This is a genomic window from Vibrio coralliilyticus, assembly GCF_024449095.1.
GTDB classification, from domain to species: domain Bacteria; phylum Pseudomonadota; class Gammaproteobacteria; order Enterobacterales; family Vibrionaceae; genus Vibrio; species Vibrio coralliilyticus_A.
The window spans coordinates 922,896-939,973 of sequence record NZ_CP024628.1 but is presented as its reverse complement, the minus strand read 5'-3'; the positions used below and the strand labels follow the sequence as shown (position 1 = coordinate 939,973).

Annotated in this window: 14 protein-coding genes; 11 read left to right on the top strand and 3 right to left on the bottom strand. The window is 42.8% G+C overall.

Features of this window, described 5'->3' with window-relative positions:
* The first annotated feature begins 149 nt into the window (after positions 1-149).
* From CTT30_RS19835 to icmH, 5 genes are read left to right on the top strand one after another with little or no spacing between them, the layout of a single operon-like run.
* Positions 150-752 (top strand): hypothetical protein, encoded by a 603-nt coding sequence (locus tag CTT30_RS19835; RefSeq protein WP_239835230.1) that lies wholly within the window; start codon positions 150-152, stop codon positions 750-752.
* Between the two features lie 12 nt (positions 753-764).
* Positions 765-2,156 (top strand): type VI secretion system-associated FHA domain protein TagH, encoded by a 1,392-nt coding sequence (gene tagH, locus CTT30_RS19830; protein ID WP_239863955.1) that lies wholly within the window; start codon positions 765-767, stop codon positions 2,154-2,156.
* Complete coding sequence (gene tssJ / locus CTT30_RS19825; protein WP_239835228.1) at positions 2,149-2,649, top strand: type VI secretion system lipoprotein TssJ; 501 nt, start codon at positions 2,149-2,151, stop codon at positions 2,647-2,649. Before tagH ends, tssJ begins: the two co-directional genes overlap by 8 nt.
* Positions 2,650-2,660: 11 nt before the next feature.
* On the top strand, positions 2,661-3,986 hold the full coding sequence (tssK, locus tag CTT30_RS19820) for a type VI secretion system baseplate subunit TssK (protein WP_239835227.1): 1,326 nt from the start codon (positions 2,661-2,663) through the stop codon (positions 3,984-3,986).
* The gene (gene icmH, locus CTT30_RS19815; RefSeq protein WP_239835226.1) at positions 3,983-4,774 is read left to right on the top strand and encodes a type IVB secretion system protein IcmH/DotU; all 792 of its coding nucleotides are present in this window, start codon (positions 3,983-3,985) and stop codon (positions 4,772-4,774) included. Before tssK ends, icmH begins: the two co-directional genes overlap by 4 nt.
* Before the next feature lie 26 nt (positions 4,775-4,800).
* Here icmH and CTT30_RS19810 read toward each other — a convergent pair whose 3' ends face one another.
* Complete coding sequence (locus CTT30_RS19810) at positions 4,801-5,508, bottom strand: TetR/AcrR family transcriptional regulator (RefSeq protein WP_239863957.1); 708 nt, start codon at positions 5,506-5,508, stop codon at positions 4,801-4,803.
* Positions 5,509-6,312: 804 nt separating this feature from the next.
* On the opposite strand from CTT30_RS19810, the gene CTT30_RS19805 reads away from it, so the two are divergent.
* The 6 genes from CTT30_RS19805 (at position 6,313) to CTT30_RS19780 (ending at position 12,514) form a co-directional block, all read left to right on the top strand.
* Entirely contained in the window at positions 6,313-7,053 is a 741-nt protein-coding gene (locus CTT30_RS19805) for an SDR family oxidoreductase (RefSeq protein ID WP_239835224.1), read from the top strand.
* A gap of 11 nt (positions 7,054-7,064) precedes the next feature.
* Entirely contained in the window at positions 7,065-8,273 is a 1,209-nt protein-coding gene (locus CTT30_RS19800; protein ID WP_252036751.1) for an acetyl-CoA C-acetyltransferase, read from the top strand.
* 59 nt (positions 8,274-8,332) lie between these two features.
* A complete protein-coding gene (locus tag CTT30_RS19795; protein WP_239835222.1) occupies positions 8,333-8,680 on the top strand; it encodes a phasin family protein in 348 nt (115 codons plus the stop codon).
* Between the two features lie 56 nt (positions 8,681-8,736).
* A complete protein-coding gene (phaC, locus tag CTT30_RS19790) occupies positions 8,737-10,521 on the top strand; it encodes a class I poly(R)-hydroxyalkanoic acid synthase (RefSeq protein WP_239835221.1) in 1,785 nt (594 codons plus the stop codon).
* 134 nt (positions 10,522-10,655) lie between these two features.
* On the top strand, positions 10,656-11,348 hold the full coding sequence (locus tag CTT30_RS19785) for an aspartate/glutamate racemase family protein (RefSeq protein ID WP_239874568.1): 693 nt from the start codon (positions 10,656-10,658) through the stop codon (positions 11,346-11,348).
* Positions 11,345-12,514 carry an MFS transporter gene (locus CTT30_RS19780; RefSeq protein WP_252036750.1) on the top strand — a complete coding sequence of 390 codons (1,170 nt, stop codon included), beginning with the start codon at positions 11,345-11,347 and terminating at the stop codon, positions 12,512-12,514. The genes CTT30_RS19785 and CTT30_RS19780 overlap by 4 nt, the downstream gene beginning before the upstream one ends.
* A 59-nt stretch (positions 12,515-12,573) precedes the next feature.
* On the opposite strand, the gene CTT30_RS19775 is transcribed toward CTT30_RS19780, so the two are convergent.
* The gene (locus tag CTT30_RS19775; protein ID WP_239865353.1) at positions 12,574-13,821 is read right to left on the bottom strand and encodes an SGNH/GDSL hydrolase family protein; all 1,248 of its coding nucleotides are present in this window, start codon (positions 13,819-13,821) and stop codon (positions 12,574-12,576) included.
* Between the two features lie 451 nt (positions 13,822-14,272).
* Positions 14,273-17,029 carry an immune inhibitor A domain-containing protein gene (locus tag CTT30_RS19770; RefSeq protein ID WP_252036749.1) on the bottom strand — a complete coding sequence of 919 codons (2,757 nt, stop codon included), beginning with the start codon at positions 17,027-17,029 and terminating at the stop codon, positions 14,273-14,275.
* Positions 17,030-17,078 lie beyond the last annotated feature (49 nt).

Below are 17,078 nucleotides of genomic sequence, written 5' to 3'. Positions count from 1 at the left end.
CCATTTTGATAGGAAAAAAGAAGTTAACGATAGGAGAAAGAACATAATTGTGTGGGGATTTTTTTTCGCTATTGAATTTGTTAGTTAGCCTGCTATTTTGCTGAATCTTTAATTTATCTTTTGACTTTAGACCTTTTGAGGATAAAAGGATGAACAAGTTAAGTCGACTGGGCTTACTCGCATTGGCATGTACTGTGTCAACGGTGGCTAACGCGAAAGGGGAGCGCTATGGTGGCTCCATCAATATGCTGAGCATTGACAGCATCGAATACAAAGAAGGAACGAGCGGCACAGTTGACGCGTTGAGATATGGTTTTGTCCACACTCGACCAATCGATGAAGACAACAACCGCTGGAGATGGTGGTTAGGGTTCAATTATATCAATGAATCTATTGATGCGCCTGCAAACGGTATCTATCAAGAAGTAACCAACTACGAGTTACGAATTGTGCCCCAATATGCTCTAGGCAGTTGGTCTATTTTTACACCTTATATCGGTGCAGGTTTGTCAGCTGGTTATAGCCAGTATTCGAATCGTTGGGTTGTGGATAGTGATGGATTTAAATATGGTTCACAGCTTGAAGATATTGATCAGTTCGAAGCGGGGGCTGTAGCGACAATCGGTACTGTGATCAAGTTAGGCAGCAACCCGGATGCACACCTCCAGATTATCCCGCAAGCATCGTATATTCTACCGGTCTACAACGATGGCCTTGGTGGTGTTGAGTTCACAGTGTCACTTCTTTTCTAGAGGATAAAAGCTTTGTTAGAGCGCTTGGTTATAGTCATATCAAAGCATCCTGAAGAATACACGGGAGCAAAGTTCGTAGAGTTACCAGAAAGTGGTGGCTCTATTGGCCGCAACCCAGGATGTTCAGTTCCTTTGGTTGACCACAATCGTTATATTTCCAGTACTCACTGCTTAGTGAGTATTTATGGTGATGCGTATTATATTAGTGACGTCAGCACCAATGGAGTCATTGTCAATGGGAATAAACTGCTTAAAAATCAACCTATCCCAATCCATGAAGGGGATAGTATTGTATTAGGGCAGTATGAATTATCAGTCAGCGTAGAACGTACTACTAATACCGCGGATATTGCATTCGATATTACCCCTGACCGAGATACAATGGATCCGCTCGTTAATCTGGATGAAGTGCCTGCAGAGCTTGAGCAACAGGGGCCGTTGGAAGAAATTTTCCTTGAGACAAAATCGGACGAGTCAGACGCCTCTGACCCAATGACACACTTGGATTTCTCACTTGATAGAAGCGAAGAGCATCTTATTCGTTCAGAGGAGGAAGAGCTTGAGCAGTTTGTTGTGGCGAATGAATCAGCACGTCAAATGGTCGATGACAGCCTAAGTGTTTATTCAGAGTTTGATGCACCGAGTCTGATTCCTGAAGACTGGATGGCTGGTGTTGATGCTCAGCCTAAACAAGTGGAAAACACTATACCACCTGTAACGCCGCGCCCACAATCCAAGAACACGACTGCTTCAGTACCTGCGCAGCAGCAATCCACCGCATCAGTGCCAAGCGCAATAAAAGTCCAGAGCGAGCAGTGGGAAGAAGTCGCACCTAAAATTGAGTCGCAACCTTCTGAAGGGCATGATAGACAAAAAGGTGCGGTGACTCCTGAGCATTCACACAGCGATTTGTTGTCTTCGTTCAAGAAAGGTCTGGGTGTGACTGATGATGAATTACTTGATGCTGATCCTCGCCTGTTCGAACAGATGGGGATTTGCCTACGTTTGTGTATGACAAAACTGCAGCATGAGCTTGTTGAAATTGAAGAATTGAAGCAATCTCATACGCCCGCGGACACCGATTTGATCAGCTTAATGTTGGATCTAAACAAGCAAAGTATGTTGTCACCCAACGAACTTGTAGAGCAAATGTTGGATGAAATCAGCGAGCATAAGTCTTTATATGAGCAAGCTCTGAATAGCTATGTTCAACAAAGTATCAGCCAGTACGATCCAATAATCTTTGAGCAGAAGAGCGAGAACAAAGGTTTTCTGGCCAAACAAAAATTGTGGGATACGTACAAATTGCACTATTTGGAGAGTTTAAAAGGTGTACACGGAGTGGGCACGAAAAAACTCGTTCAAGAAAATTATAATCGACTCTTAAAAGAAAAATATGCGTAAACTTATCGTCCTTTTCTTATTCTTCTCCTTAACTGGTTGCTCAATGTGGGATCAGTTCAAGGAGTCGAGCGGCATTACGCCGGAAACCTCATCTATTGAGTTGATCATTGAAGCTTCACCTCAGTTAAATCAGCGTGATGGAGGGCAACCTTCTCCAGTCATTCTTCGTATTCATGAATTAACCTCTCCAGTATTGTTTCGTAATTTGGACTTCTTTGCCTTATTCGAGAATGACAAGGCATCACTTGGTGATGAATACATTAAACGTTATGAGTACCAGCTAAAGCCGGGTGAAAAAATCCATGAAGTGCTTGTCCTTGATCCTGCGACAAGAGCATTGGGGTTTTCAGCGGCTTTTCGTGACATTAATGGCTCGTCGTGGCGAAAAGTCGAGTTAATTGAAGAAAAATCGGAATACTTCTTAAAACTGAAGCTAGAGGGAAGCGAGTTGTCGTTCAACTCTACGCGTGGAATTGAGCAAACTTACTTTTAAGGAACAACGAAATGTCATTATATAATCCTGTAGTGTGGCAAGATGGCATGTTCATGAAACCACAACACTTTCAGCAATTTGATCGTGCTCAGACGAAACTAAGCACCATGCTGTTTGCCAGTAGTACACCACTACACTGGGGTGTGAATCGTATCGAAATCAATACAGAATTACTGACTCAAGGAAAGATCGCTGTTACCCGAGCGGTAGGTGTTCTTCAAGATCGGACGCCGTTTGATTTGCCCCTTTTGGCTGAGGTGCCTGACGTCAAAGAAGTTGACCCGTCAATTACCGATAAAGTGATTTATTTGTGTTGTCCGCTGCCTTCTGAGCGAGAAGAGTTGTTTGGCTCTGACAAAGACGGTGCTCGTTATATTGTGCGTCATCAGGATGCTGTCGACGCGGTATACGAAAGTGAAGACACAGCTAACATCGCGGTCGGACAACTTAAGTTTCGGTTAATGTACGAAGATGAGGATCGTAGTGCCTACACTGCAATTCCGATTCTTAAAGTCTCTGAAGTAAAACCAGATGGCAGTGTTGTGCTGGACGATCGTTACATTCCAACTTGTATTGATATCAATGCATCAGAAGTACTCAGTAAGTTCACCAGTGAATTTGCTTCGATGTTAAAGCACCGCGCGGAATCGATTGTGGAACGCCTCGGTACCGTTGACCAGCAAGGTGTATCAACGGTCTCTGATTTTATGCTGTTACAAGCGCTCAACCGTTATGAACCTCTATTCTGGCATTTTTCAAGTGTTGAAGGTGTTCATCCTGAGTCACTGTACCGTATCTTGCTTCAGGCGGAAGGTGAGCTTTCAACATTGTGCTCTGCTTCTCGTAGACCGCCTGAATTCATAGAGTATAACCACGGTGATTTAACGAGTTGTCTATCGCGTACGTTGGAGAATGCGAAGCGCACATTAAGTGTAATGTCCGAGCAACGTGCAATACCATTAACGCTGCAAGAGCAGAACTTCGGTATTCGTACAGCGGTGATCCCTGATAAGAAAGTGGTTGAAACCGCAACCTTTATCTTGGCTGTGAAAGCAGACGTCACCCTTGATGTGCTTCATACTCAATTTGTTAGTCAGACCAAGATTGGGTCTATCGATAATATTCGTGATCTCATTAACTTACAGCTTCCTGGTATCGGTATTAAGCCAATGCCAGTTGTGCCGAGAGCGCTCCCATATCATGCAGGTTATACCTATTTTGAGCTCGACAGAGCAAGTGAAGAATGGGCCGCATTAGAAAGTGCATCGGCGATTGCAGTACATGTTTCTGGAGACTTCGCTAATCTATCGCTACAGCTATGGGCAGTTAGAGCATGAGTTACATAGATAACGATGTAACCGTTGTATTGTTCCAGCCAGAGCCGGGTAAGCCAATGGAGGTGATGCCCGCGCCTGACTTGTCGAGAAATATCGCGGTTAAAGATCCGAATATCGAGAAAATGGGTGTCAACCCGCTGGTAGATCAGTTTTCTTGGTTAATTGCTAGCCTGTCATGTATGTCTTCTATTCCTTGGCTCGAAGATCCTATGCCGTTTCGGGAGCAGATTGCTCGTGAAATACGCAAGGGAGAACGTAAGCTAAATGAGATGGAAGTCGATCGTGCATCAATATTGGTTATCCGCTATTGCTTATGTGCTGCAATTGATGAAGCAGTATGCCGTCAAGAGTGGGGATCAAACAGTAGCTGGAGTCAAAATAGTCTGCTGGCTGAGTTTCACAATGAAACTTCAGGTGGTGATAAGTTTTTTACTATTCTCGAACGTTTGAAAGCAGATCCGCGTCGTTATCGATACGTCATCGAATTGCTTTACCTTCTTATTCAGCTTGGCTTTCAAGGAAAGTATGGCCGAGAAGAAAGAGGACAGGAAAAGCTTGCTGATATCGCCAATACAATTTATCGCCTCATTAAAGATGAAAGGCTAGCGGAAAACGAAAAAGTATCCTTGGTGAATCTTAAAGCCAAATACCTAAAGCAACCTTTGAAGCGAGTTATACCTCCAAGAGTGACATTAGGTGTATCAGCGATATTGTTCTCCATTATGTATGCGGCGACGTATTTTATTATCGATACTAATTTCCAGAACCTGTTAAATAATTTTCAATAGAAAAAGTCTGCTTAGCGCAGACTTTTTTATCGCTCACAAGTTAGATCAAAGACTAACTCTTCAACTTTATCTGGTGTAAGCATATCTGTTTGTGGAACTTGAAAGCGACATGCCATCATCTGATTGAACATATTCCAATGCTTGAGTAAGCACTGTGAATAGTCCTCGGTTTCATCCCTCCAGGTTTCTCGCATGAATGGTTCGAGGCTAGCTGCCCCGTGTGCAAACATAATCATTTGCCATTTGATTTCCCAGATTTTTATCGGAGTGTTGGGGAATGCTTGATTATAGTCATCAGCAATGCGGTTGACTAACGCTTCCAGCTCGCCTGAATGGTCAATGAAGTAGTCAAAAAGTGTATCTTCTTGGCGTACGGCATCGGCGATAAGTTGTATTGGTTGCTTGAAGGTCAATAGATGGGCGAGAAGCTGAACAGAAAACAAGTACAGCTTTATGTTCGGACTTATACCCTTGGGCATATTATTGACGATGGTATGAATATAAGCCTCTATATAGCTATGTAATCGGTCACTGATTGCGTGCCAGATTTTTTCTTTGCTACCAAAGTGATGACGAATCAAACTGTGTGAAACTCCAGCTTTTTCACTGATATTACGTAGTGATACACGTTCATAACCAAGCTCGCAAAATAGTTCAGTCGCAACCTTCATGATATCGCACTTCGTCTGCTCGGCATCTTGGGCGCTACGGCGGCCTTGTTTTTTTTCTAGCATTTTCTTTTTCAATTACTTACGACGCGGTATTTCTATCAGAAATCTAACCGCTTTTCATCTCTTAAAGCACGAAAATATTCATACCATAAACCTATAATGCATGCGGTAAATAAGCGCAGGGTGCAGACGTGTAGCCAACTAGCCGTGACAAACACATTACTAAACTCTGGTCATCACTGGGTTAGAAGCGAACTCAAATAGCGGTTGGGGGCATGGTATGTTTTAGGTTCTACAACGGGGTGAGTTATAGAATAAGTATAAAATATTTAGAAATGATTATATTTGAAAACATATTTAGAGATTTTTAATATATTCCAAAATTAATAGGATGCATTTTATTTAATTATTAGAATTGTAAATTCCATAAAGTGCATAATGAAAACTAAACGTCATAGGAAATTGATTATTTTGTCATGATAATATCAACCTATCTGCAACAAAAATACTTGCTTTTTAAAAGGTGATAAAGACTGATGAAATAGGTGTAAGCAATGAAAATTCAAGTTAAAACAATGTTTTATACACTTCTGATAAAAATAAGCTTTAATTTAATTCATTTCAAATCAATGGCTTATGGTAAGTTAACACTTATATAACATTTCATTCCTTATGAGATCTCGTTCAACATTATGCAACTAAACTCAAAAAGTATTTGAACTGTAACATTAAGAGTTTAGTTTTATTTATCAGAACAAGGACAGAAAGTGCCTTACTGAAATATTACTAATAACGTTGGTTGGTGCTTGGCTTGAGCACCAGTTAGTGGCGAATAAATTTAATTGCTGTTAAGAATGGAGTCTCTTAATGAAAAAAGTCGCTTTGATCACGGGATCAAAAGGCGGAATTGGTTCTGCAATTTCTTCTCAACTAGTGAACGATGGCTATCGTGTAATCGCTACCTATTTTACTGGTAACTATCAGTGCGCTCTGGATTGGTTTAACGACAAAGAATTCAACGAAGATCAAGTCCGCTTGTTTGAGTTGGATGTCACAAACACTGAACAATGTGCTGAACGTTTGGCTTTGCTATTAGAGGAAGAAGGCACCATCGATGTTGTTGTGAATAATGCAGGTATTACTCGTGATGGTGTGTTCAAGAAAATGACCGCATCAGCTTGGAAAGATGTCATCGAAACAAATCTCAATAGCTTGTTTAATGTTACGCAACCCTTGTTTGCTGCGATGTGTGAAAAAGGCAATGGGCGAGTCATTAATATCTCTTCAGTCAATGGTCTCAAAGGCCAGTTTGGTCAGACAAACTACTCTGCAGCGAAAGCCGGTATGATCGGTTTTTCTAAAGCGCTTGCAGCGGAAGGGGCAAGAAGTGGTGTCACTGTTAACGTGGTTGCTCCAGGCTACACGGGCACGCCAATGGTGGAGCAAATGAAGCCAGAAGTGCTGGAGTCGATTAAAGCTCAGATTCCGATGAAGCGTCTTGCTACACCAGAAGAGATCGCTAAGTCTGTATCATTTCTTGTCAGCGATGCGGGTGCATATATTACGGGTGAGACATTGTCCGTAAACGGCGGCTTATACATGCATTAAGGGTGAGTGTGATGGAAAAAGTTTATATTGTTGCCGCAAAACGCACACCAATCGGTGCATTTGGTGGAACATTAAAAGACATTGCAGCAGGAAACCTAGGTTCAATTGCTATTAAGGCTGCATTGGAACAAGGGAAGGTAAGCCCTGAACAAGTTGATGAAGTGATTGTCGGCAACGTGGTTGGTGCAGGGCAAGGCATGGGAATTGGTCGTCAGGCCGCCATCTATGCTGGAATCCCTGAGACTGTGCCTGCCTATACACTGAATATGGTATGTGGCAGTGGCATGAAAACCGTCATGGACGCGGTCAGCCACATTCGCTCCGGTGATGCATCTGTCGTCGTCGCCGCTGGCGTAGAGGTGATGTCTCAAATTCCTTTCATTGTGCCTAGCAACATTCGCGACGGCCACAAGATGGGCAACATGAATCTAACGGATCTGCTCATCAACGATGGCTTAACTGATGTATTTAACCAATACCACATGGGTAAAACGGCTGAAAATGTTGCGCGAGAAGTGGGCATTAGCCGTGAGCAGCAAGATGAATATGCTCTGGCTAGCCAAATGAAAGCAGTGGCTGCGATTGAAGCTGGCAAATTCGTTGATGAAATTGTTGCTGTGGATGTGAAAAAACGCAAAGAAACCATTGTGTTCGATACCGACGAGTACCCTAAAGCAAGTGCTACGCTAAGTGGTTTAGCAAAATTGCGCCCAGCATTCGATAAAGAAGGGACGGTAACGGCTGGGAATTCTTCTGGTATCAATGACGGTGCGAGTGCCATTATCGTTGCGAGCGAGAGTGCGGTTCAACAACATGGCTTAGAACCCATTGCTGAAATAGTTAGCTACGCGCAGTCCGGTTTAGACCCGCAGATCATGGGATTGGGGCCTGTTGAAGCTGTGACGCAAGCTTTGAGTAAAGCGGATATTACCACAGACGATATACATGTTTATGAGTTGAACGAAGCGTTTGCCGCTCAAGCGCTTGGTGTTATCCATAAACTCGCACAAGAGCACGATGTATCTGTTTCTTCAATTTTAGATAAAGCCAACGTAAATGGTGGTGCAATTGCTCTTGGCCACCCTCTGGGTGCATCAGGTAACCGTATTTTGGTTTCTCTTGTACACGAGCTTAACCGAAGTAATGGGACTTATGGTGTCGCTTCGCTATGTGTTGGTGGCGGTATGGGAACGGCCGTCGTTATTAAATCAATCGCTTAAATTCAATTCGAGCCTGAATTTTAGCCAAATTAAAATGGAATTAACCCAGGAGTAAGACTATGTACACTGATTTTTTCAAATCTTTCACAGACCAAACTGAAAAAAGCCTAGAGCCCTACGTAAAATTCAACAAACTTGTGACTAAGAACGTAGAAGTGTTAACAGAGCTTCAGCTAAATGCTATCCGTACTTACAGCGAAATGGGCCTAACTCAAATGAAAGCGGCAAGTGAGATTAAAGATGTCACTTCTCTGACTGCATTCAACAGCCAGCAGCTTTCTGTACTTACAAAGCTCTCTCAGCAAATGATGGATGACAGCAACAAGCTACAATCTATCGCTAAAGAGTTCAAAGATGATGTTGATCAGCTTACTACGGAAAACCTTAAGACAGTGACTCCCGCATAGCACTGACTTGTTTGCCGCCGAGAGGCGGCATTTTTTCCGATCATAGGAGTAGCAATATGTATCAACACTTCTTTTCGGACTACCTTGTGAAGCTTCAGGAAACCAATCAACAATGGTGGGAAGATCTAGAACTAAGCAGGGCAGCCGTTAATTCCCCTCTAAACAAAGCCATGCAAGAAGTCAATTTCGAAGATACAACGAAACTCTTCGAAAGTGCAGCTAACCAACCAGCTACTATGTTGAAAATCCAAGCTGATTGGTGGCAACAGCAACTGCAAATCTGGCAAAATGTCGTTTTGGCACAAAACAACACATCTGTTGTTGAAGCGGAAAAAGGAGATAAACGCTTCTCCAATGAAGAATGGCAAAACGATGTGTTTTATAACTTCATCAAACAGTCATACTTACTTTTCAGTAAAACTTACCTACAAACTATCGATAGCATTGAAGGCTTAGATGAAAAAGCGAAAGAGCGCATTAGCTTCTTTTCTCGGCAAGCAATCAATGCGATGTCTCCTAGTAACTTTATCGCGACTAACCCGGAGCTATTGAAACTGACTCTGGAGCAAAATGGTGAAAACCTTCTTGCAGGCTTAGAACAACTGAAAGAAGACGCAGAGTCGAGTGCTGATATCTTAAAGATTCGCATGACGAACAATAACGCGTTTCGTTTAGGTGATGATGTTGCTAATACGGCAGGTGAAGTCGTTTATCGTAATGAACTGTTTGAGTTAATTCAGTATCGTCCGATGACGGAAAAAGTGTATGCAACACCACTTTTAATCGTGCCGCCATTTATCAACAAATATTACATCCTTGATTTACGCCAGAAAAACTCAATGGTTCGTTGGCTGCTTGAACAGGGACACTCGGTATTTATGATGTCGTGGCGTAACCCTGGTAAGGCACAAAGCCATGTTGAGTTTGGCGACTACGTGACGGATGGTGTGGTCAAGGCAGTATCTGCGATTGAAGATATTACCGGACAAGAGCAGATTAACGCAGCGGGTTACTGCATTGGTGGCACTGTATTGGCAAGTACTATTGCTTACTATGCTGCGAAGCGAATGAAAAAACGTATTAAGAGTGCAACCTTCTTCACTACATTGCTCGACTTCTCGCAACCTGGAGAGGTAGGTGCATACATCAACGATACGATTGTCAGTGCCATTGAAGCGCAGAATAACGCTAAGGGCTATATGGATGGCCGCTCTTTGAGCGTGACTTTCAGCCTGCTTCGTGAAAATAGCCTCTACTGGAATTACTATGTAGACAACTATCTTAAAGGCCAAAGCCCAGTAGATTTTGATCTGTTGTACTGGAACAGTGATAGCACCAATGTCAGTTCAACCTGTCACAACTTTATGCTTCGTGAACTGTATTTGAACAATAAATTGGTACAGGACAAGGGTGTCAAGATTGGTGGTGTATGGATCGATCTCAATAAGATTAAGATTCCAAGCTACTTTGTATCCACTAAAGAAGATCATATTGCCTTGTGGCAGGGTACGTATCGCGGTGCTTTGAACGTTGGTGGTAATAAAACGTTCGTTTTAGGTGAGTCTGGCCACATTGCGGGTATCGTCAATCATCCATCTAAGAATAAATACGGTTTTTGGACCAATGACAGCTTAGATGAAAGCGCGGATGAATGGTTAAGTAATGCGCAGCACACTGAAGGATCGTGGTGGACGCATTGGCATCAATGGCTATTAGGCTTTAGCCCAGAAGAGCAAGTGGAGCCGTTTAATACAGGCAACGAGCAGTTCCCTGTACTTGGCCCTGCTCCTGGTGACTATGTCAAGCAAGTGCTCCCCGTCAAAGAAGAAGTTACCAGCTAAATTTGGTGATAGAAATTGAAAAGCCCTGAGTGATTCTACTCAGGGCTTTTTTATGTCAGTGAGCTTGGAAATCATCTTGTAATTTTGTTACGCATTTGATTAATTGGTGTAGTAATCATGTGAAGGGAAGTGCGATGAAAACAATTGGTATTATTGGTGGTATGAGCTGGGAGTCAACAGTCAGCTACTACAAGCAGATTAACCAAGCAACCAAAGCTGAGAAAGGGGGCTTGCATTCTGCAAAGTTGATTCTAAATAGCGTCGATTTTGCGGAGATTGAAGTTTTGCAACATAAAGGCGAATGGGAGAAAACAGCGGTTATTCTGAGTAATGCTGCCCAGTCCCTAGAAAAAGCAGGTGTGGACTTTGTGCTTATTGCAACCAATACAATGCATAAAGTAGCCAGTCAGGTAGAAGAGGCGATCTCTATTCCATTACTACATATTGCTGATACAACAGGTCAAGTATTGGTTGAACAAGGAATCAATAAAGTTGGCTTACTTGGTACTGCATTTACCATGGAACAATCATTTTACAAACAACGTTTGACGGATAAATTTGGGATTGAGGTTATTGTTCCGAATGGTGTTCAGCGCCGACTTATACATGACGTCATCTATGATGAACTGTGTCTTGGTACCCTGAGCGTAAGATCAAAACAGGACTTTAAAACGGTCATAGAAGATTTAGGTGAGCAAGGTGCACAGGGGGTGATTCTCGGATGTACTGAGATAGGCTTACTCATTAGCGAGGACGACACGGAAGTTCCTTTATTCGATACTGCAGAGATACACGCAAATGCAGCGGTTAAAGAGGCATTAAAGTGAACAGAAACGTTTGGATTCTCTCACTGTGTCAAGCATTGTTGATGACAGGAAACATTCTCCTGATATCTGTGATCGGACTAGTAGGTAAGGAAATAGCACCGATTGAAAGTATGATTACTTTGCCTGTAGCTCTGCAATTTCTTGGCTTGATGAGTGCCACTATTCCAGCCTCTTTGATCATGGGGAGGTTCGGTAGGCGAAAAGGCTTTAGCTTAGGGAATCTAGTGGGCATTACGGGGGCGTCTGTTTCGACATACGCTCTGTATAGTGAGCAGTTTTATTTGTTTTGTTTCGGCACTTTTCTATTAGGTATTGGTATCGGCTTTGGGACTTTATACCGCTTTGCAGCCATAGAAGTTTGTAAGGAAAATGCACGGCATCAAGCAATCTCAATATCTATGGCTGGTGGTGTACTGGCTGCTATTCTTGGGCCAAACCTTGCTGTTTACTCACAGCAGATGACAGGTGATTCACTTTATGTCGGGGCGTTTATGTCTCTCATTGTACTTAACATCATCGCATTATTCCTGTTGCAAACTATTGAATTTCCAAGTCATCAGCTAAGTAAAACAAAAGATAGCCCAGATTCGATCAGGCAAATCATTAAAGCACCTAACTTCATGTTAGCTGTATTTGCTGCCATGGTGGCTTATGCGGTAATGAATATTTTGATGACAGCAACGCCTTTAGCAATGATTGGTTGTGGCTTCGATTTTGAGAAAGCCGCAGGGGTTATTGAATGGCACGTTTTGGGTATGTTTGTTCCAGCATTTTTCACCGGTAAACTGATTGAGAAATATGGCGCAAGGCAGATGATCCTCACTGGCGCTATCTTATTTGTACTGTGTGTAGCAATCAATATCCACGGACAATCTATCTGGCATTTTTCATTGGCTCTTGTTTTACTCGGCGTTGGATGGAACTTTATGTTTATTGCTGCTACGAGTTTGTTCAGTCAGTCTTATGAGACACATAACAAATCTAAGGCTCAGGCATTTAACGAGTTTTTTGTCTTTAGCTGTGTGACAATGACTGCATTATTGTCTGGTTGGTTAGAGGCGACAGTGGGGTGGGAGAGCTTAAATATCTATGTACTTCCATTTGTACTTGCCGTAATTACTTTGTTCGGCATTAATGTCTTCAGAGTGAGGCGTGTAGCGGCTTAGTGATGCATTAAAGGATGAAAAGAGGCAAATGACTTTGCCTCTTTTGATAGGGACTGACTCTAGAAGTTGAATTGATCTAACTTCGTCGCAATGATTTGATCGGCAATATATTTATGCGTTGCTGTTGTCGGGTGAGTGACACCCCAGAACACGTACTTATCAGAGCTATGATAGGCACAGTCATTGGTTAACTCATGGCTGTATAAGTAGTCAATAGAAGAACTGCGATTGAGGTTCAAACACGCATCCGTTGAGTTCTCAAAACCATGCTGCTTAGGGTTGGATGTGATTTTATCGAAGATATCGTGGGCGTCATACAGAACCACGTTTAGCCCTTTATCTTGATATAACCTTGCTTGCTCTTCAATAAAGTCATTGAACTCAAGAATCTTGGCTTGAACGGTATCAATTTCTTCTTGGTTTGAATACTTGAATTGTGGAGCTTTAGTTGCGTCGGGTAAGGTGAAAAGCAAAATGTTACTTGCTCCAGATTCCGTTAACCGAATCAATGCGCTGCTCAAATCTGCTTTAACATCGGCCACTTCTCGGCCATAGTTCATAAAGTCATTTAGGCCAAACTCAAGAGTCATTAAACTGTTCTCAGGGTTGTAGTTTTTTGCCATCTTCATATAGGTTAAGTAAGACGTAACTTGATCATAAATCCCTGTCAAGGCTACATATTGGTTGGTGCCCGCAGCGCCACCCACTGCCCAGTTGTACAGCGGGACCCCTTTTGCCTGGGCTAAGTATTCAGTCCATACAAAGCCATTCGAGAAATGGCCAAGAAACCAAGAGTTGCGGTTAGGAAATACCCATTGGGAACCATTGTATAGGTTACCTGTATCCGACAAACTATCTCCAAAAGCAATGATACGATTGATTCTGTTGTTGAGAGCGTTGTCGTTTGTCCAAATACTATGGTTGTATGAGAAACGATTATCCGAGGCATAGTAAAGAAGATCGGCACTGTCATGATGAACATCAAGTGTCTCTTTACAGCGGTTTTCTATCTCTGTTTGAGAGGCGTTGGTATAGAACATGTTCTTGAATGAAACCGATGACCACCAATACCCATCGATGGTGTAGTAGTCACCGTTATCATCACGCGCCCACTCCCAGTCAGTGGAAGGGTCGTCATGATTTTGTGCAGGGCGGTACCAGCACCGGACATAAGTGTATGTTTGTGTGTCCTGTACTTCAGAAGCATAACTTGCGGTTACAGCTTCTGGTGTCATTGGTAAGTTATCTGCAAAAACGGTAGGTGTTGCCAAAATGCAGCTAGCTAAAATCAACGTTTTATTCATAATTATGCACTTATTATTTTGATTGTAGAGTATTTACTCATTATTTTTTGCATATATAACATAGAACAGTCAAAGTATTCATTTGATAAATGAATTGAGATTGAATCAAGATCAAATTTTTATCCATAAATGAGTGTTTAATGATTAGGAATAATTAATAAGCAATGCGTTTGATTTTTAAACATTTAGAAGTCGAATTTTATGGCTATTTTTTGAAGTGGCGATTTATAGAAATAAACTGAGTGTATCATTTGACATTATTAATGTTTCGGTTAAAAAAACATTAGCCGAACATGGGATAAAAATAGACTTGGCTGTAATGCGTAGAATAAAAGGTGATTACTATAATGATAAAAATAAAAAAAACTGTAATGGATAAAAAAAGAGCGCAACTTAAGTTGCGCTCAAATCTCACTCAAATAAGAGGAGTAGGAAGTTAAGGAACGGGGAAACCTTATAGATCGACAGTTATGATTTTAGTGACTTTATCACCGTTGTTGTCCATGACGGTCAAGCGGACTTCTTGCTTACCGTAGCTCGGGAAGATAGAAGTAAATATGCGTCCACGTTTCACTTTTCCGTTTGGTAGAACCCATTCAGTATCAACGATGCGGCCATCTGGATCTGAGCTTGTTGACCACATAGTGACCCAGCGACCAAGGTGTATGTAGCGTGCACTGGCGGTTGGGAGTAGGTTGTCAGCTTCTACTGTAATGGTTTCTGTCGTTGTGTGCTGGTCACCACGATCATCCGTCACTGTTAAAGATACTGTATAACTGCCGTCATTGAGGTAAGTCCATGTAGGAGTACTCTCATTGCTCGACTCACCGTTACCAAAATCCCAGTCGTAAGCGACAATAGAGCCATCGCTGTCTGAACTCGTGTTGGTTGCAGTAACCTTCAAACCATCAATAGACAGCGTAAATGCAGCAACCGGCGGCTGATTAGGCGCTTCTGCTTTCGATACTTTGATTACACCGTAAGTGTTGTCTGTAGCTTGGTTGATCACTTCAATTTGAACACCGTGTTCAGTGAGAAGTCGGCCTGCATCTGGTGCTTGAGGGTTTGAGTAGTCTTGGTTGTCAGCGAAATAGGCATTACCAATCAGGCTCACATCTTCAAGTACATCACCGTCGCTGTTCTCCAGACGCATTGGTTTCTGGTCATTTAAAGAGAAAGCTGCATCACGAACTTGGTATCGTGTTTGCGCTGCTGTTCCTGAATTTGCCCAAATCATGGCGTTTTGATCAGCATCGACAACACCTAGCCAACCTTCACCAGGGTGTTTACCTACCCAGTTATCCGTCATGGATTCATCTACATACCAAACGATCAGCCCTGGCTCGAATGACATCAGCTTGCCAAAGCGTTTGATGTTGTTCAAACCTTCATCGACATCGTTGTGACTACGCCATTGCAGTAAGTAGTAATGAGCAGCTTCATTGAAGCCATCATTTAACCGATAACCATCGAATGTAAAACTAGATTGATCTTCCGCATCATCGATCAGAGTTGTGTTACCGTCAGCCACAATGGAAATATTATCGAGGTGAAGACCTTCCATAGCTAAGCCGCCATCGGTCACATAATCGAAACTCAGTTCAATGGTTTGACCTGCCCACTGAGATAGATCGAACTCGGCATCAATCCAACCGTCAGATTCGCCAGCGATGGCTGGAACAAGACCTGTGTTGTATGGGTCATCCATGGTTGTTATGTTACCTTCGATCTGCTGACCGTTGATAAGCACTCGAGCGTAGTCATAGTCTTTTTCGATCTGATACCAAGCTTTAAACGTCAGCTTGACGCTGTTGCCTTCTGGTAGAGTCAGTTGACGAGACATCTTGTTCTTTAGGTCATCGCCTTTACCTGAATGGAAGCTATAATTGCCCGCGAACGGTTTGTGACCTTCAGTTCGTTTGACTGGTAAGTCAATGCGAACCATGTTTTGCTTGTCATTGTCGATCGTCTGATACAGCGTAATCTCTTCACCTTTGCTCGATAGAGCATCTGCAGAGATGGTTTGGTTAGCAATCCATTTACCGCCAATGGATTCTTGTAAAAATTGTTTTGCCCACGAGCTGAATGCGGTTGGTTGTGTGCCCCCAATTTTTCCTGCCCAGCTACCTGAAGACATGATAGACCAGTAAGAGACGGGTTCACCTTTACCTGTGTACTGAGTGTCGTACTCATCTGGAAGGCCGAGATCGTGCCCATATTCGTGAGCACAGACACCTGCTGCGGCATCAATAGGTTGGATAGTGTAATCAAATGCGGCATATTTACCGTCGAAACGCCCAGGGACGGTGCTAGACGTACCTTCAAGCACATGATACTTACCTAAATTATAGCGGTGAGACCAAATTGCATCATCACCTAAGACACCACCACCGGCTTCCTCACCCACCGAAGAGTGGAATACCATCAGGTGGTCAATGACGCCATCAGGCTCACGGAAGTTGCCGTCACCATCGTAATCATAACGATCTTCAATATCGTAGTCGGCCAGATTAATACTTGGATCTTGTGCTAACTGGTTTAAGGCTTCACGTACTAACTCTTGAGCATTGAGATCATTGTCCGTTGTAGGAGAGTTACCCCCGTAGAAAGACGCGTTCTTCGACGCTCGGTACCAGCCAGCCGCTTGACCAGCTACGCTATAGCTTTCACCTGACTCACTTTCGTAATATTGACGCATGGAGATGAGGTTTTCTCCATTCGGGCCAAGATAGCCTGCACCTGAGAAGAGTAGGTTCTGGTAGTGTTCGGGTTTGTAACTATCGTAGAGCATCTCGGTATGCTCGGAGGTCAGTCGGTTTTCATCCCAAGGTAAGTCAGGGAAGTCGACGAGTAGGGCAAGGACTTTGTCTGTACGCTTTTGTGATAAATCAAAAGCAAACACATGTGCTTTATGGTGACCTTTCTTTGCTTCGATAGACTTTAGGATCTTAGCTCGCTGCTCCAGCGCTTTCTTGCCGAATTGAGCGTCTCCTTTGAAGCCTCCATTAAGCTTTGTGTTTAAGTAGTTATCAAGGGCGTTTTTTTGCTCTTCTACCGACGAATTTTTATCAAGAACCCCTTTTCTAACGAGCATCTCGATAATTTTTTCTTCGTTCATCACACCTAAATCTATAGGTGTTTTGGCGTGACCACTGACACTAAAAAGGGTCAGCACCGCTGTTGCCAGCAGTGTTTTCCTCATAGGACTCATATTATTTCCTTATTATATTTTGATTGCCAAATACCACTTATTAAGCGGT